The 20,073-nt window shown below is 42.1% G+C and carries 21 protein-coding genes and 1 pseudogene; 15 read left to right on the forward strand and 7 right to left on the reverse strand.

Features of this window, described 5'->3' with window-relative positions:
- Positions 1-68: 68 nt before the first annotated feature.
- Positions 69-728, reverse strand: a complete 660-nt coding sequence (gene rpiA / locus ACS8FB_RS06055) for a ribose-5-phosphate isomerase RpiA (RefSeq protein ID WP_439261529.1) — start codon at positions 726-728, stop codon at positions 69-71.
- 267 nt (positions 729-995) lie between these two features.
- Here rpiA and ilvA point away from each other — a divergent pair, with 267 nt between their 5' ends.
- Positions 996-2,549, forward strand: coding sequence for a threonine ammonia-lyase, biosynthetic (gene ilvA, locus ACS8FB_RS06060; protein WP_439261530.1), 1,554 nt, complete (start codon positions 996-998; stop codon positions 2,547-2,549).
- Between the two features lie 223 nt (positions 2,550-2,772).
- On the opposite strand, the gene ACS8FB_RS06065 is transcribed toward ilvA, so the two are convergent.
- On the reverse strand, positions 2,773-2,952 hold the full coding sequence (locus ACS8FB_RS06065; RefSeq protein ID WP_439261646.1) for a hypothetical protein: 180 nt from the start codon (positions 2,950-2,952) through the stop codon (positions 2,773-2,775).
- On the opposite strand from ACS8FB_RS06065, the pseudogene ACS8FB_RS06070 reads away from it, so the two are divergent.
- The 7 genes and pseudogenes from ACS8FB_RS06070 to ACS8FB_RS06100 all read left to right on the forward strand — a co-directional run.
- Positions 2,910-3,047: pseudogene (locus ACS8FB_RS06070) on the forward strand (excalibur calcium-binding domain-containing protein); the annotation flags it as partial. The gene ACS8FB_RS06065 and the pseudogene ACS8FB_RS06070 overlap by 43 nt on opposite strands.
- A gap of 81 nt (positions 3,048-3,128) precedes the next feature.
- Entirely contained in the window at positions 3,129-3,569 is a 441-nt protein-coding gene (locus ACS8FB_RS06075) for an RNA-binding S4 domain-containing protein (RefSeq protein WP_439261531.1), read from the forward strand.
- Positions 3,570-3,795: 226 nt separating this feature from the next.
- Positions 3,796-4,296: a low molecular weight protein-tyrosine-phosphatase gene (locus ACS8FB_RS06080; RefSeq protein ID WP_299220204.1), complete on the forward strand. Its 501-nt coding sequence runs from the start codon at positions 3,796-3,798 to the stop codon at positions 4,294-4,296.
- A gap of 163 nt (positions 4,297-4,459) precedes the next feature.
- Positions 4,460-5,572 carry a UDP-N-acetylmuramate dehydrogenase gene (gene murB / locus ACS8FB_RS06085; protein WP_439261532.1) on the forward strand — a complete coding sequence of 371 codons (1,113 nt, stop codon included), beginning with the start codon at positions 4,460-4,462 and terminating at the stop codon, positions 5,570-5,572.
- On the forward strand, positions 5,562-6,332 hold the full coding sequence (locus ACS8FB_RS06090) for a YdcF family protein (protein ID WP_439261533.1): 771 nt from the start codon (positions 5,562-5,564) through the stop codon (positions 6,330-6,332). The genes murB and ACS8FB_RS06090 overlap by 11 nt, the downstream gene beginning before the upstream one ends.
- A 121-nt stretch (positions 6,333-6,453) precedes the next feature.
- Positions 6,454-6,747: a cbb3-type cytochrome oxidase assembly protein CcoS gene (gene ccoS, locus ACS8FB_RS06095; RefSeq protein ID WP_439261534.1), complete on the forward strand. Its 294-nt coding sequence runs from the start codon at positions 6,454-6,456 to the stop codon at positions 6,745-6,747.
- Between the two features lie 100 nt (positions 6,748-6,847).
- On the forward strand, positions 6,848-7,675 hold the full coding sequence (locus ACS8FB_RS06100) for a sulfite exporter TauE/SafE family protein (RefSeq protein WP_439261535.1): 828 nt from the start codon (positions 6,848-6,850) through the stop codon (positions 7,673-7,675).
- Positions 7,676-7,802: 127 nt separating this feature from the next.
- Here the strand turns inward: ACS8FB_RS06100 and ACS8FB_RS06105 are convergent, their stop codons facing one another.
- Positions 7,803-8,957: a DEAD/DEAH box helicase gene (locus ACS8FB_RS06105; RefSeq protein ID WP_439261536.1), complete on the reverse strand. Its 1,155-nt coding sequence runs from the start codon at positions 8,955-8,957 to the stop codon at positions 7,803-7,805.
- 200 nt (positions 8,958-9,157) lie between these two features.
- The gene (locus tag ACS8FB_RS06110) at positions 9,158-9,373 is read right to left on the reverse strand and encodes a cold-shock protein (RefSeq protein ID WP_058368907.1); all 216 of its coding nucleotides are present in this window, start codon (positions 9,371-9,373) and stop codon (positions 9,158-9,160) included.
- A gap of 494 nt (positions 9,374-9,867) precedes the next feature.
- Between ACS8FB_RS06110 and aroQ the strand changes: the two genes are divergently transcribed.
- Together aroQ and ACS8FB_RS06120 are read left to right on the forward strand one after the other, a co-directional pair.
- Positions 9,868-10,422 carry a type II 3-dehydroquinate dehydratase gene (gene aroQ / locus ACS8FB_RS06115; RefSeq protein WP_439261537.1) on the forward strand — a complete coding sequence of 185 codons (555 nt, stop codon included), beginning with the start codon at positions 9,868-9,870 and terminating at the stop codon, positions 10,420-10,422.
- Between the two features lie 139 nt (positions 10,423-10,561).
- On the forward strand, positions 10,562-11,863 hold the full coding sequence (locus tag ACS8FB_RS06120) for an ABC1 kinase family protein (protein ID WP_439261538.1): 1,302 nt from the start codon (positions 10,562-10,564) through the stop codon (positions 11,861-11,863).
- A 27-nt stretch (positions 11,864-11,890) separates the two neighbouring features.
- On the opposite strand, the gene ACS8FB_RS06125 is transcribed toward ACS8FB_RS06120, so the two are convergent.
- Positions 11,891-12,721 (reverse strand): ion transporter, encoded by an 831-nt coding sequence (locus ACS8FB_RS06125; protein ID WP_299220185.1) that lies wholly within the window; start codon positions 12,719-12,721, stop codon positions 11,891-11,893.
- 350 nt (positions 12,722-13,071) lie between these two features.
- On the opposite strand from ACS8FB_RS06125, the gene ACS8FB_RS06130 reads away from it, so the two are divergent.
- Positions 13,072-13,821, forward strand: coding sequence for a YebC/PmpR family DNA-binding transcriptional regulator (locus tag ACS8FB_RS06130; protein WP_439261539.1), 750 nt, complete (start codon positions 13,072-13,074; stop codon positions 13,819-13,821).
- A gap of 116 nt (positions 13,822-13,937) precedes the next feature.
- On the opposite strand, the gene ACS8FB_RS06135 is transcribed toward ACS8FB_RS06130, so the two are convergent.
- A complete protein-coding gene (locus ACS8FB_RS06135; protein ID WP_439261540.1) occupies positions 13,938-14,510 on the reverse strand; it encodes a methylated-DNA--[protein]-cysteine S-methyltransferase in 573 nt (190 codons plus the stop codon).
- 51 nt (positions 14,511-14,561) lie between these two features.
- A complete protein-coding gene (gene ftsY / locus ACS8FB_RS06140; protein ID WP_439261641.1) occupies positions 14,562-15,530 on the reverse strand; it encodes a signal recognition particle-docking protein FtsY in 969 nt (322 codons plus the stop codon).
- Between the two features lie 784 nt (positions 15,531-16,314).
- On the opposite strand from ftsY, the gene ACS8FB_RS06145 reads away from it, so the two are divergent.
- From ACS8FB_RS06145 to ACS8FB_RS06160, 4 genes are all read left to right on the forward strand, one after another.
- Positions 16,315-16,536 carry a hypothetical protein gene (locus tag ACS8FB_RS06145; RefSeq protein ID WP_439261541.1) on the forward strand — a complete coding sequence of 74 codons (222 nt, stop codon included), beginning with the start codon at positions 16,315-16,317 and terminating at the stop codon, positions 16,534-16,536.
- 84 nt (positions 16,537-16,620) lie between these two features.
- Positions 16,621-16,821: a hypothetical protein gene (locus tag ACS8FB_RS06150; RefSeq protein ID WP_439261542.1), complete on the forward strand. Its 201-nt coding sequence runs from the start codon at positions 16,621-16,623 to the stop codon at positions 16,819-16,821.
- A gap of 95 nt (positions 16,822-16,916) precedes the next feature.
- Positions 16,917-18,389 (forward strand): M16 family metallopeptidase, encoded by a 1,473-nt coding sequence (locus ACS8FB_RS06155; protein WP_439261543.1) that lies wholly within the window; start codon positions 16,917-16,919, stop codon positions 18,387-18,389.
- Positions 18,390-18,483: 94 nt separating this feature from the next.
- Positions 18,484-20,040 (forward strand): M16 family metallopeptidase, encoded by a 1,557-nt coding sequence (locus ACS8FB_RS06160; protein WP_439261544.1) that lies wholly within the window; start codon positions 18,484-18,486, stop codon positions 20,038-20,040.
- Positions 20,041-20,073: the final 33 nt, after the last annotated feature.

The raw sequence follows: 20,073 nt of genomic DNA on the forward strand, positions 1-20,073 counted from the left end.
TATAGTGTTCTGCCTTTTTAGTATTTGGTCTACCATTAGTAACTCGTTGAGTATTCAACGAGCCTTTTTTAACGAGTCAATGTCGTCACGCCATCACTACCCGCTTTTAGCAATACATCTGCTTGGTTGGCCGCAAAAATACCATTACACACCACGCCTACGATATTATTCAACTCTTTCTCAAGAGCGATTGGATTGCTAACATCCAAATCATAAGTATCTAAAATCACATTGCCATAATCTGTGACAAAGTCCTCACGATAAACAGGCTCACCGCCCAAAGCTGCTAGTTGACGCGCAACATACGAACGTGCTTGCGGCAGCACTTCGATCGGCACTGGAAAATCTCGGCCCAATATATCTACACGTTTGCTTTCATCGACCATACAGATAAACTTATTAGACGCTGCGGCGACGATTTTTTCACGTGTGAGTGCTCCACCACCACCCTTGATCAACTGTAGATGTTCATTAACTTCATCAGCACCATCGATATAGACATCAAGCGTTCCGACAAAGTTTAGATCGACAATCTCGATACCCAAAGCGCGAAGTTTATCTTCGGTCACTTGTGAGCTGGCAACAGCACCAGCAAGTTTTAAGGCAGGCAATAATTCAATCAAACAGTTGACCGTACTGCCCGTTCCTACTCCAAGTATCATGTCATCTTCAATATAACCTAGAGCAGCTTTGGCTGCGGCTTGCTTTTGTGCTTGCTGATCACTCATCATAAATCCTTGGCAAAATAAACTTAACACTATAAAAAGGTAAAATGCGCGGCTATTATAACCGATGATTTTAATCGATGTTAGCGTAATACCAATTCTCATTGAGTCCTTGCTTTATTGCACTATTCGGAATGATTCATTATTTGACATGAATATAGCGTCAATTTCTGAGTAAAACTTGCAATTGAGTCTTGCAAGATAGCCAAAATCAGCATAGGCTAATCTATTTCGTTTTTATCTTCATTCATTACTTGTTTAGGGAATATTATGCTATCTCATTGGGTACGAGCCATCTTGCAAGCCACGGTTTATGACGTTGCTATTCAAACGCCACTTGAGGCTGCACCCAAGCTGACCCAGCGTTTTACCAATGATATTCGACTTAAACGTGAAGACTTACAACCGGTTAAATCCTTTAAATTGCGCGGGGCTTATAACCGCATTAGTCAATTAAGCGATGAGCAAAAAGCGCGCGGCGTCATTTGCGCTTCAGCAGGCAACCATGCGCAAGGCGTTGCTTACTCTGCACGCAAATTAGCGTTGAACAACATCATCGTTATGCCAACGACCACACCGGATATCAAAGTCGATGCGGTGAAAGCGCTTGGCGGTAATGTCGACTTGCACGGCGACAGCTTCGATCAAGCCAACCGTTATGCAATTGATCGTGCTGAGCGTGAAGGCTTAACTTTTATCCCACCTTACGATGATGAATTGGTCATTGCCGGCCAAGGTACTATCGGACTTGAGCTGACGCAGCAGTGGCGCAATATGGATTATGTTTTCGTTGCGGTAGGCGGTGGCGGTTTGATTTCTGGCGTTGCAGCATTTTTGGGTGAAGTGGCTCCCCATGTCAAAGTCATCGCCGTAGAAGCGGAACAATCAGCATCTCTCAAAGCGGCGCTTGAAGCAGACGAGCGAGTCAGACTTGAGCAAGTTGGCTTGTTCGTCGATGGGGTGGCAGTTGCTCAAATTGGTGAGTTGCCTTTTGACGTCGTACGTACGCAAAAAATCGATCGTTCAGGACCGATTGTCGAGCCTGAAGTTGTGACCTGTACCAACGATGAAGTCTGCGCTGCCATTAAGGATATTTTTGAAGAAAACCGTAGTATTGTTGAGCCTGCTGGCGCATTATCAGTCGCTGGTATGAAAAAGTATATTGAAGCCAATGATTTACAAGGTAAAAACTGCGTTGGTATCATTTGCGGTGCCAATATGAATTTTGATCGCCTACGTTATATCGCTGAACGTACTGAGATCGGGGAGAAAAAAGAAGCCATCTTTGGTGTCACTATCCCTGAGCAGACTGGTGCTTTCTTAAACTTCTGCCGTAGTCTGCATGGACGAAATATTACTGAGTTTAATTACCGCGCTGATAGCAAAAAATCACCAGACTCAATGGAGCCTGCCTCAATCTTTGTTGGTATTGCCTTAAAAGAAGGTGAGAGAGAACGTCAAACGATTAACAATCAACTGACGGCTGACGGCTATACAGCACATGATTTGACAGATGACGATATCGCCAAATCGCATATTCGTCATCTGATTGGCGGTCATGCTCATGTTGAAAACGAGCAGTTGCTAAAAATCACCTTTCCTGAACGTCCGGGGGCTTTATTGACATTTTTAGAAAAGCTGGGCGACGACTTTAATATTACGCTTTTCCATTACCGTAATCATGGCGCCGCCGAAGGTCGCGTGTTGGTCGGCTTACAAGCTTCTGAGAGCAACTCTCGTCAATTACAAGACGCCCTACTCGATATCGGTTATGACTGTACGATGCTAAACGACAATATCGGCTATCAGTTGTTTTTAAAGTAGTAAAATAGACATAAGTTATCATTATCAATGGTGGTTTTATAATCAATTGAAAAACTACCATTGATGAACTTATAGCGTTCATTTATGGTAAATATTATTAATAGGTATTGAGCAGTGATAAAGAAAATATTGATGATCGGTGTATTGCTGACATTAGCAATGGTAGGCTACAGAGTCCTTCAACCCAAAAATGTCACGAGTGATCCTATATCTAATACTGCGACTAATACATCAACTGGCGTGGCTTCCACGTCTGATGACCTTGATAATATACCACCAACGTACGTTGATTTGGATTCAACTTCATCATCAATCTTGGCAGCAAGTCCAGTATTAACGTCGCAGCCAGCAGCACCAAGCTTCTCATGCGATGGCAGAAAGCATTGCTCTCAGATGACCTCATGTGCAGAAGCTACATACTTTACAAATAACTGCCCAAATACAAAAATGGACGGTAACCACGATGGTATACCATGTGAAAAACAATGGTGTAACTGATGTTAACTTAGACCATTACTCTTTTAATTTGTAAAAAAAACACCATTATTATCTTACTTAGTTGATATCTATGAGGTTTTGATGAGTAAACATAATAAAAACCATAATCAGCCCAGTCACAGCAAACCTGATACTGTGCGTATGCGGCTCGATAAATGGTTGTGGGCAGCGCGGTTTTATCGCACTCGTACGCTTGCCAAAGAAGCGATCGAAAGTGGGCGTGTGCATTATGCAGGTAGCCGTGTCAAAACGAGCAAGGAGATTACGGTTGGAGATGAGCTGAGTATCAGGCAAGGCTCGGCCACTGCTATGACTGAAAAGACCGTCATCGTCGAGGCATTAACTGCGCAACGTGGCAACGCAACTGCTGCCCAAGTGTTGTATTCAGAGACTGAAGAGAGCGAAGAGCGCCGTGCCTACTACGCTGAACAGCGCAAACTTGCCAACCTTGCACGTCCTGATAATAAACCCAACAAAAAGCAGCGCCGTGATTTACAACGCTTTAAACATCAACAAGATTAACAAAGCTTGTTGATGACTCTGTGTGCTTGTTATTTGTGACGTTAATCGTTACGCTTATCAAGCCACGCTAAATAATAATAGTCTTCAAGTAAAATCGTTAAAATTTGCAAGAGTACCGCCGGTTATTGTTATAAATTAGCCCTCACTTATTTATTTATTGACATGCTAATAAGCCATACATTTCATATGGGTCTTATAGAGCATTTTTGTCATAAAAGGTCATGTTATGCTGGTAAAAGCTTCCGCTCCATCTTCTGTTCTATTGGTTTGCCTAGGTAATATTTGTCGTTCACCAACTGCTGAGGAAATTTTTCGTCAACAGATTGCCATTGCAGGACTCTCTATCAAGGTAGACTCAGCAGGTACAGGTGATTGGAACATTGGTAATGCTCCTGATGTCCGATCTCAGCGTCACGCTAAAGGTCACGGTTATAATATTAGTAAGCTAGTTGCACGGCAGATAAATGCTGATGATTTTCGCGAATTTGATTTGATTCTAGCAATGGATGCTCAGAACTTGGCTGACCTGCAAGCATTAAAAGATAGTATTAATAATACATCGCAAGCGCCTCTAGCTAAATTGGCATTATTTAGCGAAGAAGATCCTACTTATGGCGGCGACGACGTTCCAGATCCTTATAAGGGTGATGGAGATGATTTTGAAGACGTCATTGAACGTGTTGAATCGAGCGCCAAAGCATGGATTGAAAGCTGGAAAGCCATGTAAGGGAGATTTAGATTTCTCAGCATCACGATACCAAGCACTAAAACTTAAGCATTTTATCTGCTTTTATACCGTATATCCCTTATAATAGCCAGCGTATTAAAGTCTAGCTTATACCTGGCTACTGCTTTGATGTTTTTTATTTATTTGTCTAATAGGTCGTGTTATGACTACAGATTTGCACCATGCTCCTAATGCTCAGTACGATTGCTTGCATGATCTGTCTTACGCCAACACAATGGCGCTCGCTTGCATCGCTGACACTGTAGTGACTTTGACAAGCGAGGCACAGTTAGACCATTTTATGGCAAGTTATACAGACGATAGTGAACTTAATTCCTCATTGTTTGTGCTATCTGGTGGTAGCAACGTCTTATTGCCCACGCAACTGCAAGCGACTGTATTACGACCACACATGCGTGGTATTATCCTTATCGATCAGACCCAAGATCATGTCGATATTGAAGTGATGGCAGGTGAAAACTGGCATGATCTGGTTATTCATACCGTCAATCAAGGCTGGTACGGGCTAGAAAATTTAGCGTTGATACCAGGCCTCACTGGGGCAGCTCCTGTGCAAAATATCGGTGCTTATGGCGTGCAGTTAGAGGACTCCCTGCAGTATGTTCGCGCTTATCATTTACCGACCAAAACTTGGCATCATCTTACTGCTACTGATTGTAAGTTTGGTTATCGCGATAGTGTTTTTAAGCGCACACCAAATACTTGGCTGATTAGCCGGGTGGGCTTTCGTTTGCATACTGATGCGACAAAGGTTTTGGCAAGCTATGGTGATGTACAGACAGTGGCTCAACACTATGCCAAGCTGCAAGGACGCGGACAATTGACGCCTGTCGATGTAATGCATGCTATCATCGATATTCGTCAACAAAAACTTCCTAACCCGGCGCAGCTTCCCAATTGTGGTAGTTTTTTTCAAAACCCTATAATCAATCTAAGCCTGTTTACATCATTACAGAGCATCTACCCTAATATCATCGGCTACCCGATGCCAGATGCGACAGTTAAAGTTGCAGCAGGCTGGTTAATAGAGCAAGCAGGCTTAAAAGGTGGTGGTATTGAACCCATCATTACTCATAAAAAACAAGCGTTAGTCCTTACCAATCATAGTCCCTATCAAGCCACTCAAGCTGATGTGTTAGCTGCCCAAAACCATATCATAAACTATATCTATGAAAAGTTTGCTATCACTTTAGCTCGTGAGCCGGTTTGGGTTAATGCTGATGGTACAGTTGGATATGGTGAGCATGAGGTCTAAGCGTTCATGGTCTCATAGGCTATCTCGCCACTACTTACGTTCCGCTGAACGCATGATTAAGTTGTTCCGTATTATCAATATAACTTTCTTATTGGGTTCGACGGCCATCATATTAATACTCGTTAGTCTGTTCACGCCGCTATTTTCTCGCGCAGTCATTTATGTGTTCGATCATCTAACGCTACCTGCCATACCAGCTGATGCTATGAGCTCACCACCCTCTGCCTACGTTGTCCTTGGCGGCGGTCTCACTAACGACAATAGTAACCAAATCATTCTCAATGGTTATAGTCTCAACCGTATCCGTACTGCTGCCATTGCCTATCATGACTTGCCCCTACCTATTATCATCAGTGGCGCTGAGGCACCTTGGATGAGTCAATGGCTTATAGAGCATGGTATCGATGAACCCATTAGCGAAAATGCCAGTATGAACACCTGTGAAAACGCTCGGTTTACTGCCAAGCGTGTGCCTTTATACCATGTGTACCTTATTACCGATAATTACCATATGGCGCGAGCTCGCAGACAATTTGCTTTAAATGGGGTCAATAGTACGCCTATAAACGCGCCATTACCTGTGTCACTTGATTGGATGGAGCCTGCACAAAACTTGAGCCATTCAAGACGTGCTGTTTATGAAATAGCTGCCTACCTACGTGATATCTTGCGCCCGCAATTAGACTGCCGGCTTGCAGAAGACGTTAGTATTCAACAATTATTAACGCCTCGAGGTAATGCGGTTAAAACCTTTGATTAATGATTTAGGTATCTCAAAGCTATGCAGATTTCATTGCATAAATTTCAATCATAAAGTTAAATTTATTACACTTGCGATAAGTGTATAATAATAGAATAAGCGGCTATTCAAGAGGTTTGCCATGCTCAGTATATTTTTATTGATTCCACTAAGCTTGATGCTGTTCGTGGTAGCTATTTGGGCTGTTCGTTACGCCGTAAAATCCAATCAATTTGAGGACTTAGATAATGCCTCACAGCGCATTATCTTAGATGATCGTCAAGAGCGTCGTCAAGTTATCCAGTCGCATAAATCAGCTGATTCTTCTGAGCAAACGGATACTATGTCTACTGCCGCTGATGCCGAAAGCTTGGATTTGGATGCTCGTAAACCACTAAATACTGATAGCAATACTGATCTCGATACTAAAGAATAGCATTAGATTTTTAAAAACTTTGATTTTATCAGTGCGTTATTATTTTGACTTTTAATAAAATACTATTTTCGTTTACTACATATTTTAAGAGGTGCTGCTTATGACCACAGCATTATTAGTTGCAGCATTATTGATGGGGTTTTTTGGTTCACCGCACTGCTTAGGCATGTGTGGCGGACTGGTTACTGCCTTTGGATTGTCGATGAAGGACGTAAGCCCGGCCAAGCGCCGAGGTTTGGTCGCCACTTATCATCTTGGGCGTCTACTTAGCTACTCGTTTTTGGGTTTGCTGGCAGGATTGATCGGTACAACCGTACTTGAGCCTCTGATGATGGGCAATAGCATGCCGCGTCTTTTACTGGGCGCGGTTTTAGTGCTGGTTGGTGTCACTATGCTGGGCGCGCCATTTTTGACCAAGCTTGAGCGTTTTGGTATGCGCTTTTGGCAATTTCTTGGGCCGCTACGCCAAAAGGTATTTCCACTCACTACTTTTCCACGCGCATTGACCGCTGGTCTGTTATGGGGATTTTTACCTTGTGGACTCGTGTATGGCGCTCTACTCATCGCAGTCGTCGCTCATAACCCTTTAGGAGGCGCAGCACTGATGTTTGTATTCGGTCTAGGTACAGTACCGATGTTAGTTGCCACTCATGAAACAGTTAGTTGGATGCGTGATAAAATTGGGCGCTTTCGCTTGCGCCAGCTAAATGGTGTAGTGATGGTACTATCAGGAATGGCTGTTATGTTTGTGCCCATTATCATGGCTAATATGCACGGCGGACATGGTGGCGATACACACATGAGTCATGGCAACCCTGCTGCTATAACATCTGAAGCAGGCGGCTCTAATCATCATGATATGAGTCAGATGGACCATAGTATGCATAATATGGATACTGACGCAGACACTATGAACCACTCTCAATAGTTACGCTCATAAAAAACCAATCTCCTATGAGCTTGTAAGAAAATATAAGCATGTCGAAAAAAGCCCGCAACGTTAATATCGCTGCAGGCTTTTTTCTGTCAGTACTAACTTTTTAATATTGATACAATTACTGCTGCCATTGCTCAAGGCTAAACTTGGTATCTAAATGCTTCTCTAACGCTGGCAAATTAAAAGCATCGTCTTCACTTACAAAGCTGATGCTAATACCTGTTTGGCCAGCGCGCCCAGTACGGCCAATACGATGTACATAATCATCGGGCTGATCTGGTAAAGTATAGTTAATCACATGGCTAATATCATCAACATGAATGCCGCGCCCTGCCACATCGGTTGCAACTAAGATTGAGGCATTACCATCTTTAAAACGCTGCAAATATTTTTCACGCTTTTGCTGAATCACATCGCCTGATAACATAACGATTTTGTGAGATTGACGCAGTTTATGATACAAACGTTTTACTTGATCCTTTCGATTGGCAAAGACAATGACTTTTTCTACTGACTTATCGGTAATAATACGCTGCAACGCTTCTAGCTTTTGATCTTCTGTTAATAAGTAAAAGTGTTGGTCTACTAGCTCACTGGTCTTGTGCTCAGGCTCGATTTCGACAAACTCTGGCTCATGCAACCATCGATAAGCAAGATTCATAACATCTTGGTTAAATGTCGCTGAGAATAGTAAGCTTTGACGATCCGTATTGGCTGGCATTCGACCTACTAAGCGCTTGATATCAGGGATAAAACCCATATCAAGCATACGATCCGCTTCGTCTAATACCAGCACCTCTACTCGATCCAAATAAAGCATGCCTTTATGCATAAGATCTATCAAACGCCCCGGTGTTGCAACCAAGATATCGACATACTGACGTTCGAGCTCGTGCTGCTGAGTCTCATAATTGGTGCCACCCATAATACATACGCTGTGTAATTCTGTATATTTGGTCAAAGCAATACAATCGTCAAAAATCTGCTGGGCAAGCTCACGTGTCGGTGCCATTATTACTGCGCGCGGCTCTCCCAAGTGACGCTCTTCTTCTTCCTGAAAAGGACGCTTAAGCAAGGCCTCCATGATGGTAATCAAAAAAGTTGCCGTCTTTCCTGTTCCCGTTTGCGCTTGTCCAATTGCATCTTGATGTGCCAAAGTATGGGGTAATATTTGAGCTTGGATAGGCGTTAATTCAGTAAAGCCCAAATCACTGATTGCCCGCAATGTTGGCGCCAAAAGTGGTAGATCAGTAAATGTTGTAAAGTGACTCAAAAAATTATCCTTATATAGTAGTAATGACAGACTCGCATGATAACAAGCCTACCATAAACTTTGGTAAAGCTTTAACGTAAAAAAGCCAAGCCCAAGGTCTATATATCAATATTGCAATATCGATAATCTAGACAGGCTTGACTCAGTAGTATATCAGTAGTCAATAAAACTATTAAACCTAAACTGATATAATAGACGGATCAGTCTTCCACTTTTCTAACTTCTTCAGCTTGTAGGCCTTTTTGGCCTTCAACCACATTGAATTCGACTTTTTCGCCATCTTTTAAAGAGCGATAACCATCCCCTTGAATCGCTCGAAAATGAACAAAAATATCTTCACCACTATTGCGTTGAATAAAACCAAAGCCTTTTGAATCATTAAACCACTTAACGACACCTTGCTCACGATCTGACATAATATTGCTTCCTAAAATTACACCTAGCCCCAACTTCCTTTGCAGCATTGCATGTAAACGGGGTCTAAGATTATGAAATCACTTATTTAACTAACAACAATTTAAATAAGGTTATTTAAAAATTACACTTAAAATATATCAGGACACTTATTTTTATTAAATAATAAAAACGTTTTCTCAGATGAAATTGTTATATCCTAATATGCCTAGTAACGATACTGCGTCATCGTCTATAGATAATTGATCTTTAGAACTGCTTTAAAGACGAGAGCAACAAAGTTGTAAGACTTACTACTTAAAAATATCATAGCATGTGTTTTTAGCAACACAAAGTCATTTAACATGGTTTTTGCTATTTAGGTAAGCTTTCTATGTAATTTTTTATAAACTTATGATTGAGCTATTGTGATAAAGTCCCATATCTAACATAGCAGTTTTTTTATTTGTACTACAAGTGCCCAACACTACATTCATTTTAATCCACAGAGAAACTTATGAGTGCCCCCTCTTTATCAGCTACGAGCGCAAAAACGGACAGTTTACAAACACGTAGAATACTACTTCTCAATGGGGTGAACCTAAATCTACTAGGTAAACGTGAACCTGAAATTTATGGCCATACCACACTTATCGATATCGAAAAATGTCTGGCGGCGCGAGCAGCATGTCATGACGTTGAACTTATTTGCGTTCAGTCCAATCATGAGGGTCAGCTCGTTGATGCTATTCAACAACACGGATTATTGACAGATGTAAGCTTACAAGTAGATGCTATTATTATTAATCCAGCTGCATTCACTCATACATCAGTTGCTATCCGCGACGCCTTACTGGCTACCCAAAAGCCGTTCATAGAAGTGCATCTTTCAAACGTTCATACTCGTGAATCTTTTCGGCATCATTCTTACTTGAGCGATGTGGCAATGGGAGTAATATGTGGTTTAGGTCACTTAGGTTATCAGATGGCACTCGATTACTGGTTGATAAATTTATACGGTATTGATCTGAATAATACTGCACTATTACCTACTGCAAATAAGAATTCGTGAGACACATTGTCAAAAAACGCCAACTTGGTTTTGGTATGAAATGTTTTATTGGTAGGAAAATTGCATCAAACATGGCTTGTTCTTAGAACAACTCTTAATTTTTGGACAAAAACCAAAGAAATAATATACGGTGATATGAATGGCAAAATCGTCCGGAAAACGCTTTATGAAGCTTGCTGGTATGACTGCAAGTATTGCAGGAAAGGCCGCTAAAAACTCACTAAAGCATCTCTCTAGTGACGAAGAAAAACGTTTGGAGGCACGCTCGGCACTGATGCAAGATGTGGGTGTTCAAATCGCTGAGACCCTTGGCGAGATGAAAGGCGCTGTCATGAAAGTGGGACAAATCGCTTCGCAATACAAAGATGTATTTCCACCAGAAGTGGCAACTGCGCTTGAAAAACTACAAAAAGATGCGCCGCCCATGCAGTATGCACAGATACGCGCACAAGTAGAGCGCGAGCTTAAAGCGCCCATTGATGAGCTGTTTGATGAATTTGAAGAAACCCCTTTTGCAGCTGCTTCTATCGGTCAAGTACATAAAGCCACTCTACCCTCTGGCCAAAAGGTCGTGGTAAAAGTTCAATATCCCGATGTGGATGAAAATTGTGACAGTGACCTAAAACAAGTACGTGTGGCGCTAAAAATTGCTGGTGTGCTTAATATGAGCCGCGAGCTACAAGATAAGCTATTTAATGAGATACGGCAAAGCCTCTATGATGAGCTTGACTATAATAAAGAAGCGCATAACTTACGGGTATTTGGTGCATTTCACGCCGAAGATAAAGGTCTTATAATACCCAAAGTCATAGGCAGCCATTCTTCCAAACGAATTTTGACCTTGACAGAAGAGATCGGAGAAAATTTGACGGTAGCTGCGACCTGGGATAATGATATCAAGCAAAAAATAGCAGAAAGATTGTTTCATTTTACCGCCGGTCAGCTATTTGGTTTATACCGAATGCACTGTGATCCTCATCCAGGTAATTTTGCTTTTCGGACTGATGGTAGCGTAGTCGCTTATGATTTTGGTGGTATTCGCAGCTATAGCGATAACGAAGTACAGTTATTTCGACGGTTTGCCAAGCATGCTATAAAAGCCGATGTGACTGCTCTTGAACAGGACTTGGTTGCGCTAGGCATACGCCGGACTGATGATACGGACATTCCTGGCGAATTCTACCAAGAGTGGCTTGCTATTGGTCTTAAACCTTTATCTATTTTGCCTTATCAACAAGACGCTTTTGATTTTTCTAGTAGTCAGGTGCATCATGAAGCCATCACTCAAATGCGCACGTCCCTAAAATACTTTGGTCAGTTTCAGCCTTCTGCAACGACAATGATGCTTGATCGTACTGTGTCAGGACAATATTGGAATTTGGTGAACCTTGGTGTTGAAATCGATCTCTCATCTTTGGTTGATGAATACATTGAACTATAAAAAATACAATAGTAGCATCAAAGACGTTTAGACATGCAGCGCATGCCCACAACGATCGCAAAATGTGGCGCCAACGGCATGACCAAACTTTCCACAATTAGGGCAAGTAATAGGATTAAGCTGTGGTCGCATGTTACGTGCCAGCTCTGATGTAAAGATACCCGTTGGTACTGCGATGATCGAATAACCTGTAATCATGACCATGGTCGCAATTGCTTGACCCAGCGGTGTCTTTGGCGAGATGTCCCCGTAACCTACTGTGGTCATGGTAACAACTGCCCAATAGATAGATAATGGAATGCTTGTAAAGCCATTCTCCGGTCCTTCTACCACATAAATAACCGAACCAAAGATGGTCACTAGCAGGACAAGTGACAAGAAAAACACGGTGATTTTTTGCTGGCTGGTTTTGAGTGCAGAGGCCAAAAAACCTGCCTGCTGCATGTAGGCTTTGAGCTTAAGCACACGAAAAATACGCAAAATACGTAAGATGCGTATTACCAGCAGGTATTGTACCCCTACAAAAATTAAACTTAGATAGCTTGGCAGTACAGACAATAAATCTACTATACCAAAGAAACTAAAAACATACCGAAGTCGATTGGGGGCCGAAAATAGCCTGAGACTATACTCAATCGTAAATAAAATGGTAAAAAACCATTCTGCATAAAAAAACAGTGTGCCATACTGCAAGCGCATATATAACACACTATCAAGCATTACTACGGCGACACTGGCCAAAATTGCAATCAACAATACAATATCAAAGAGCTTACCCAAACGAGTATCTGTGCCTTCAATAATAATGTGAATGCGGTTACGCAAATGAGTAATAGCTTCAGCGGTTGGTTGCTTCATAGAGTCAGTGGCTTCATAAAATCAATGGCTGGGTAGCACTTCATGATTTAAAGTGTGATGAATAAGCGCAAATTAGTCAAAATACGCAAAATTGGTCTATAATATTGATCGCTTATAGCCATTGTTGCAACGTGTAAGATGCCACAGTGTAGCAAAAAATAGCGCTCAACAACATACAAATTGCTAATGTCAGCGTAAGCTTATAACATCACAACAGTAAATGCAGCGCTTAGTTATGCTGAGATTGGTATGTACTAAAACATGTAAACTTGGTTATAACGCAGTATATATAATAGGTATGACTCACATTGATATCATACTAAAAAGCATATAGCACTTAAGGACATACTATGGCAGGTCATTCAAAATGGGCAAACATCAAACATCGCAAGGCCCGTCAGGATGCAGTAAGAGGTAAAGTATTTACCAAAGTTATTCGTGAAATCGTTTCCGCCGCTAAGCAAGGAGATCCTGATCCTGACAAAAACCCACGTCTTCGCGCCGCTATAGAAAAAGGCTTATCGGTCAATATGACCCGCGATACCATTAATCGCGCGGTTGATCGCGGCACAGGTGGCGGCGATACCGAAAATATGGATGAGATTAGCTATGAAGGCTATGGTGTGGGCGGTGTCGCTGTATTGGTCGAGACGATGACTGACAATGTCAATCGTACCGTCAGTGAAGTACGTCATGCCTTTACCAAATTCGATGGTAATTTGGGTACTTCAGGTTCAGTTGCTTATTTATTTACTAAGCGCGGTGAAATCACTTTTAATGACGTAAGCTTAGAAGATGAAGTCATGCTCACTGCACTAGATGCAGGCGCTCTTGATATTGAAAATGACGGAACATCACTACTCGTTATTACCGATGTAGACAATTTCGGCCAAGTCAAAGATGCCCTTAATGCAGCTGGATTGGTCTCTGACAATGCTGAGGTGACCATGTCGCCATCCACCATTGCTGAAATAGACAATGTCGATGATGCCGAAAAAGTCATGAAAATGATTGATATGTTAGAAGATATAGATGATGTACAAGAGGTTTATAGCAACGTAAACTTCTCTGCTGATGTCATGGCTCAGCTAGAGCAATAGTTTTTATTCGTCATCTAAACCTACCTTTAGGACGGCATATCTAACACAAAGAAGCCAAACGTTGTAGAACGTTTGGCTTCTTTGCATTTAGCCACCTTCTATCATGAGTGTCAAAACTAAACTTTACCTGTCAATTCTTCAAGCTCAAGTAGATATCGCTTCTTATCTACTCCACCAGTATACCCACCTAACTTGCCATCACTAGCAATCACTCGGTGACAAGGAACAATAATACTAAAAGGGTTTTTACCATTAGCATTAGCGACCGCACGAAAGCCCTTAGGATTACCAACGCGCTTTGCCAGTGCGGCATAGCTGATGGTTTCGCCATGATTGATACCTTGTAATGCATGCCATACTTTTTGCTGAAACTGAGTACCCAAAGAGATGTCTAATGGCAAGTCAAAAGTGTGGCGTTTGCCATTGGCATACTCATAAAGCTGGTCGATAGCTGCTAGTAATAAAGCTTGAGTAGCATCACTACTGCTCAAGTCATTTTTGTCTATAAATATAAAGTCATCATCGTTAAGCTGGTAATGTTTTTTAAGCTTGGCAGATGATTTGGAGTGACGCCACGATTGACCATCCATAAGCCAATTAACTTCAGTAAGCTTGGGCGTATTATCTTTACTGGCACCAGCCATTAGAATGAGTTGATATTGATCAAGTCGTGCTGTAGTGACTATCATAACTGTCTCCAGCTTAGTGCCAGTAAAATAATACCAAAACTGCAAAAAGGCTTAGCTGTCATTTGTATCAAAAAGTGCTGCGACAAACTGCTTTGGACTAAAGGCACGCAAATCATCGATTGATTCGCCAACCCCAATATAACGAATCGGTACATCAGTGGTTTCGGCAATGTTAAACACCACGCCACCTTTAGCAGTACCATCTAACTTAGTAATAGTGATGCCTGTCAGCGGCACTACCTTATTAAACAGCTCCACTTGGTTAATGGCGTTTTGACCTGTACCCGCATCAAGAACGATCATTCCCTCATGGGGCGCACTTGGATCCGCTTTACGCATGACACGTACTACTTTTTCAAGCTCTGCCATCAGATGCGTTTTGTTTTGCAAACGTCCGGCAGTGTCAGCTATCAATACATCAATGTTTTTGGCTTTTGCAGATTGCATGGCATCAAAGATAACAGAAGCGCTGTCAGAACCATGGCCTTGAGCCACAACCGGAATGCTGTTACGCTCACCCCAGATTTGTAGCTGTTCAGTGGCGGCAGCGCGGAAAGTGTCACCAGCCGCCAACATAACTGACTTACCCTCGCCTTGTAAGCGCTTGGCAAGCTTACCAATAGTGGTTGTTTTCCCCACACCATTAACACCCACAACCAAAATAACAAATGGTTTTTTGCTCGTATCGACAACCAATGGCGCAACTTTTGGCGTTAAGATATCAACGAGCTCACTTTGCAGTGCTTTATATAATGAATGCGCATAAATCAAATCGCCACGCGTTGTTTGCTCAGTTAAACTCTTGATAATACGGTTAGTCGCATTGACACCAATATCGGCGACTAATAGCTGGTCCTCTACCTCTTCCAACAGCTCATCATCGATCTCTTTGCCACCAATAAGTATGCTCACCATACCTTCTGCAAGGTTTTTACGTGATTTACTAAGTCCCGACTTCATGCGGTTAAACCAGCTTCCTTTTTGGCGACCTTGCGTCTCGTCTTCTTGTAGCTGATCCATTTGGTTTGCATCATCGTCAGCCAGTGCCTGAGAAGTACTTGGTGCAGCTTGTCTTACAGCATCGTCAGTGTTGGTTTGTTTAGTGTCAGCTGGTAGATGCTGGCTAGCAGTATCCGTCCACTGCTCTTGTAGCGGCATCTTTGGTATAGCAGTAGGATTAATCTTGTTTTCGATTTGGTCATTGCTAACTAATGCATCATCACCCGTATGCTGCGCCTCAGGCATTATAATCGGTGCACCTAACGCTATTTGTTCTGCTGCCTCTACACCTACTGTGTCTGCACTTGACGTCTGACTGCCTTTGTGGTTTTGACTATCAGCTTCAATAACGCCGTCAGGCTCATCAATAATGGGGACTGATTGCGTCGGCAGACTTGGTAAGGTAATATCATCGTCATCTAAATCATCAAGGCTACCATCAAGGTTGATGACCACGCGATTGGCATTATTTGGATTATTCATAAGCTTGCCCTAAAGGTTAATAATGTCAGTAATATATTTATTTTGTAATGAATAATGGTGTAAATTGACATCAGTATATCTAATATCATCAAAACGAAAGCTTCATTCTTGTGCTAGTTTAGCATAATTCAAGTAGCGCTTAGCGCGGAGCATGATAGCGAATGATACAGTAATAGTAGAGTTATTATAAAATTTGGTTAAGGTTTAGACACATAAATCTGACTTTACCAAACGTAGGTTTCGCTACAGTCAAGCTTATACTTATCTGTTTTGAGCTATTTTTTACTCATCCAATCTCTTTATTTATTGAATAGGAGCTGCTATGCCACCTTTAAAGCAAACTGGCATCTCACAATATGCATCTTTGCCGCAGCGCAAATATTTATTAGAGTCTGACTCTAAACATGCTTTCGACAATAAAAAAGCCAATTGGCCAGCTCTATCTTTGGTCGCAATACTATCTTTCTCAACAGTCGGCTGCGCATCTTTGCAAGCATTAGAGCCAACGGCTGACTTGATTAATGATCTAAAGAAGATTTTGTAAATTCGTAACGCTATACTAAGATTAAAGATAAATTTACAAGAGCATTCTTTATACAAACTGGGTTTTAGAATATTAGGAATACTTATGTCATCAACAGTAACATTCATACCAACTCATAAAACTAAAAATAATTCTGCTAAAAAACCTTTTCATTTGGCACTTATTGTCAACATGGGATATGCATTAATTATCTCTATACTACTGTTATCAGCCGTAGGTTGTAGTACGACGCAAGCATTTAAACCAACCGCCAGCGTTATCGTTGGTGGACACAAAACACTATAGTACACAGTACCTAATGCTTGGCTTTTGATCGTTTATACTTTTTCTTCATTTTTATTCCAAATCTATCATTCACTGTTTTATAAGTAGAAAACCCTATGTCCTTGTCTTCATCGTTATCTGCTATCTCGTTGCGTATTGCCTGTTCCTTAGCGCTTGCTACTACCTTGACTGCATGTCAAACCAGTAACTTCCAGCAAACAGCTACGTCTGACACAGTAATTGCTAAGCCAGCCGCGAGCTCAGATTTGGCTATCGATATGTCAGGTCGGCATGAATATCAGTTAGAAAATGGGCTAAAAATCATTATCAAAGAAGATCATCGAGCGCCAGTCGCGATGACGCAGATTTGGTATCGGGTTGGCTCAGCAGATGAGCCGTTAAACAAAGGTGGTATCTCGCATTTGCTCGAACACATGATGTTCAAAGGCACAGCTGACGTATCAAGTGACGATTATGAACGCTTGATTGCTAAATTTGGTGGCGTTAACAATGCGTTTACCAGCTACGATTATACGGGCTACTATGAGCTATTCCCTGCTAATAGAATGCCTTTAGCCTTAGAATTAGAGGCAGATCGGATGACCAACTTAGTCTTTGATGAAAAAGCTTTTGTTAAAGAGCATCAAGTGGTCATGGAAGAGCGCCGCCAGCGTACTGATGACAATCCACTTGCCAAAGCTTACGAATCGTTTCGACTATTAGCCTTACCGGATAGTCCTAAAGGCGAATCTGTCATCGGACCTATGAATGAGCTTGAATCGATTGAGCTGGCAGAATTAAAAGATTGGTATCAGACTTGGTATGCCCCTAATAATGCAACCTTAGTTATCGTGGGTGACGTTAAGCCAAAGGAGGTCTTAACACAAGTCAAACGCTACTTTGGTGACTTACCTTCCAGCAAATTACCAACACGCCCAGCGGTAAAGCAGCAAGGCTTCCGTGGTTATAAAAAAGTTGACTCTGAGCAGGCAGTACAAGTGCCCGTATTATTAATGGGTTACAACGTCCCTAGCCTAACAACCGTTGGCGCGGATAATGAAAAGCAAGCTTATGCGCTATCACTTGCCCAAGATGTCTTAGATGGTGGTCTATCGGCGCGTTTAGAAAGCCGACTCATACGTGAGCAAGGTTTACTCACCAGCGTCGGAACTTCTTATGACCTGCTTGATCGCGGTGATGGACTGTTTTTAATACAGGCGACTCCGCGTGAGGGCGTGACCTTAACGCAAGCACAGGATGCTATTACAGCTGAAATTAATAAACTCGCCACTGATCCTATCAATACTGATGAAATAAGTCGTGCCAAAACCAACACCGTTACGGGCTTAGTTTATGCGCAAGACAGTATGCAAGGCCAAGCACGCATGATAGGTTCGCTACAATCTATCGGTCTTGACGACAGACTGCTTGCAAGCTTACCTACCAAGCTTGATGGCGTGAGCGTCGCTGATATTCAGGCTGCTAGCAAAAAGTATCTTGTAAAAGATAATTTGACTGTCATGCATATCGTGCCACCTGAAGAAAAAATGGATAAAGCTAAGATAAGTAAGGCTCAAGCAAATAATTGATCATCAATAATTAAAACTCAGTGCGGGGAACAAGATTGTACTCCACTCCATTTTTAAGAAACTCGTTATTTAAGAACATTATAAGAAGACAAATATGACTCAGAAAACCTCGATACCCATTATAAAAAAAACGCTTCAATATAAAGATATAAAACAGTCTAAACCTACTCGTAAGTCCTATCTCAATGCCAGCATCGTGTTAGGGTTTACGATGCTTATTGCTCCAGCTTATGCAGATGCAGTCGTTGCTGAAGAATATCGTGAGCCTGCGGCTGCGGTCGATGCAAACGCGCCCATTGCTGCTCTGTCTAAGCTGACTAGTCTTAACAACGTCAAACCGTTACAAGTGACTGTACCCACTATCGAACACTTTACAACGACAGCTGGCGTACCCGTATCATTTGTACGCGCAACCACGCTACCTATCGTCGATATTGATTTGCGTTTTAACGCAGGTAGCGCACGCGATGCTAATATACGCCCGAACGGTTTTGGCATTGCCAATATGACCGCTACCATGCTCACACAAGGCACTGAGAGCTTGAATGAAGATGACTTTACGCGAGCGGTTGAGACATTAGGGGTTCAGTTAAATAGTAGTGCTTATAAAGATATGTTTATCGTCTCATTACGTAGCCTCTCTGATGACGATCATCTTTTACCAGCCGTTGATCTGATGACGCAAATACTAACCAAGCCAAATTTTGATCAGTCAATTTTAGCGCGTAACAAAGCACGCTTACTCGTCGGTCTGCAACAACAAAAACAAGATCCTAATAGCCTTGCCAGTCTTGCTTTTGATGAAGCTTTATATGGCAGCCATCCGTATGCCCATCCTTCATCGGGTACACTTGAGACTGTGCCCAACATCGAGAAAAAAGATCTGACTGATTTTCAAAACCGCTACCTTGTCGCTGCCAATGCATCCTTAGCAATGACTGGTAACTTGACGCTTGCTCAAGCTAAAAAACTCGCTGAAGACATTACTGCTAATTTACCTAAAGGTGTGGCAGCGGACACTTTAGCCGAGCCAAAACCCCTCACCCAAGCACAGCATATCCATATCCCTTTTCCTAGCACCCAAACCACAGTATTGATGGGCCAATTAGGTAATAAGCGCGCTACCGATTCACAAGCGCAGCAACAACAAACCAACTTTGCAGTAGGCAACGAAGTATTAGCAGGTGGTAATTTTAATGCGCGCTTAATGACAGAGATTCGTCAAAACCTCGGTTATACCTATGGTATATCTGGCTCTATGAATCCAATGCTGGCTCGTGGTCCTTATCAGATAGGTTTTTCAACACGCAATGACAAGGCTCGTGACGCCATTGATGCAAGCCTAGCAGTCATTGATGATACGTTAGATAGTGGGATTACTAGTAATGAGATGCGTCTGACCACGGACAATATGAAGAATAGCTTCCCAATGGGCTTTGCAAGTAATGCGGGGATTAATGGCTTGCTAGGAATGATGAATTTTTATCAACTGCCAGATAACTATCTGACAGACTATATAACGCGTATTGACAATGTAAAGCTATCAGGGGTTAACCAGACTTTGCGCAATACTCTTGAACCAGACAAATTCTTAATCGTGACAGTTGGGCAGGATGATCCTTGGAAGAACAAAGAAATGCATGCTGAGTAGCGTTTTTAGCAAAAATTATTAATAGAAGATCAG

The sequence above is a fragment of the Psychrobacter sp. 1U1 genome (genome assembly GCF_051847535.1).
Lineage (GTDB): Bacteria > Pseudomonadota > Gammaproteobacteria > Pseudomonadales > Moraxellaceae > Psychrobacter > Psychrobacter saeujeotis.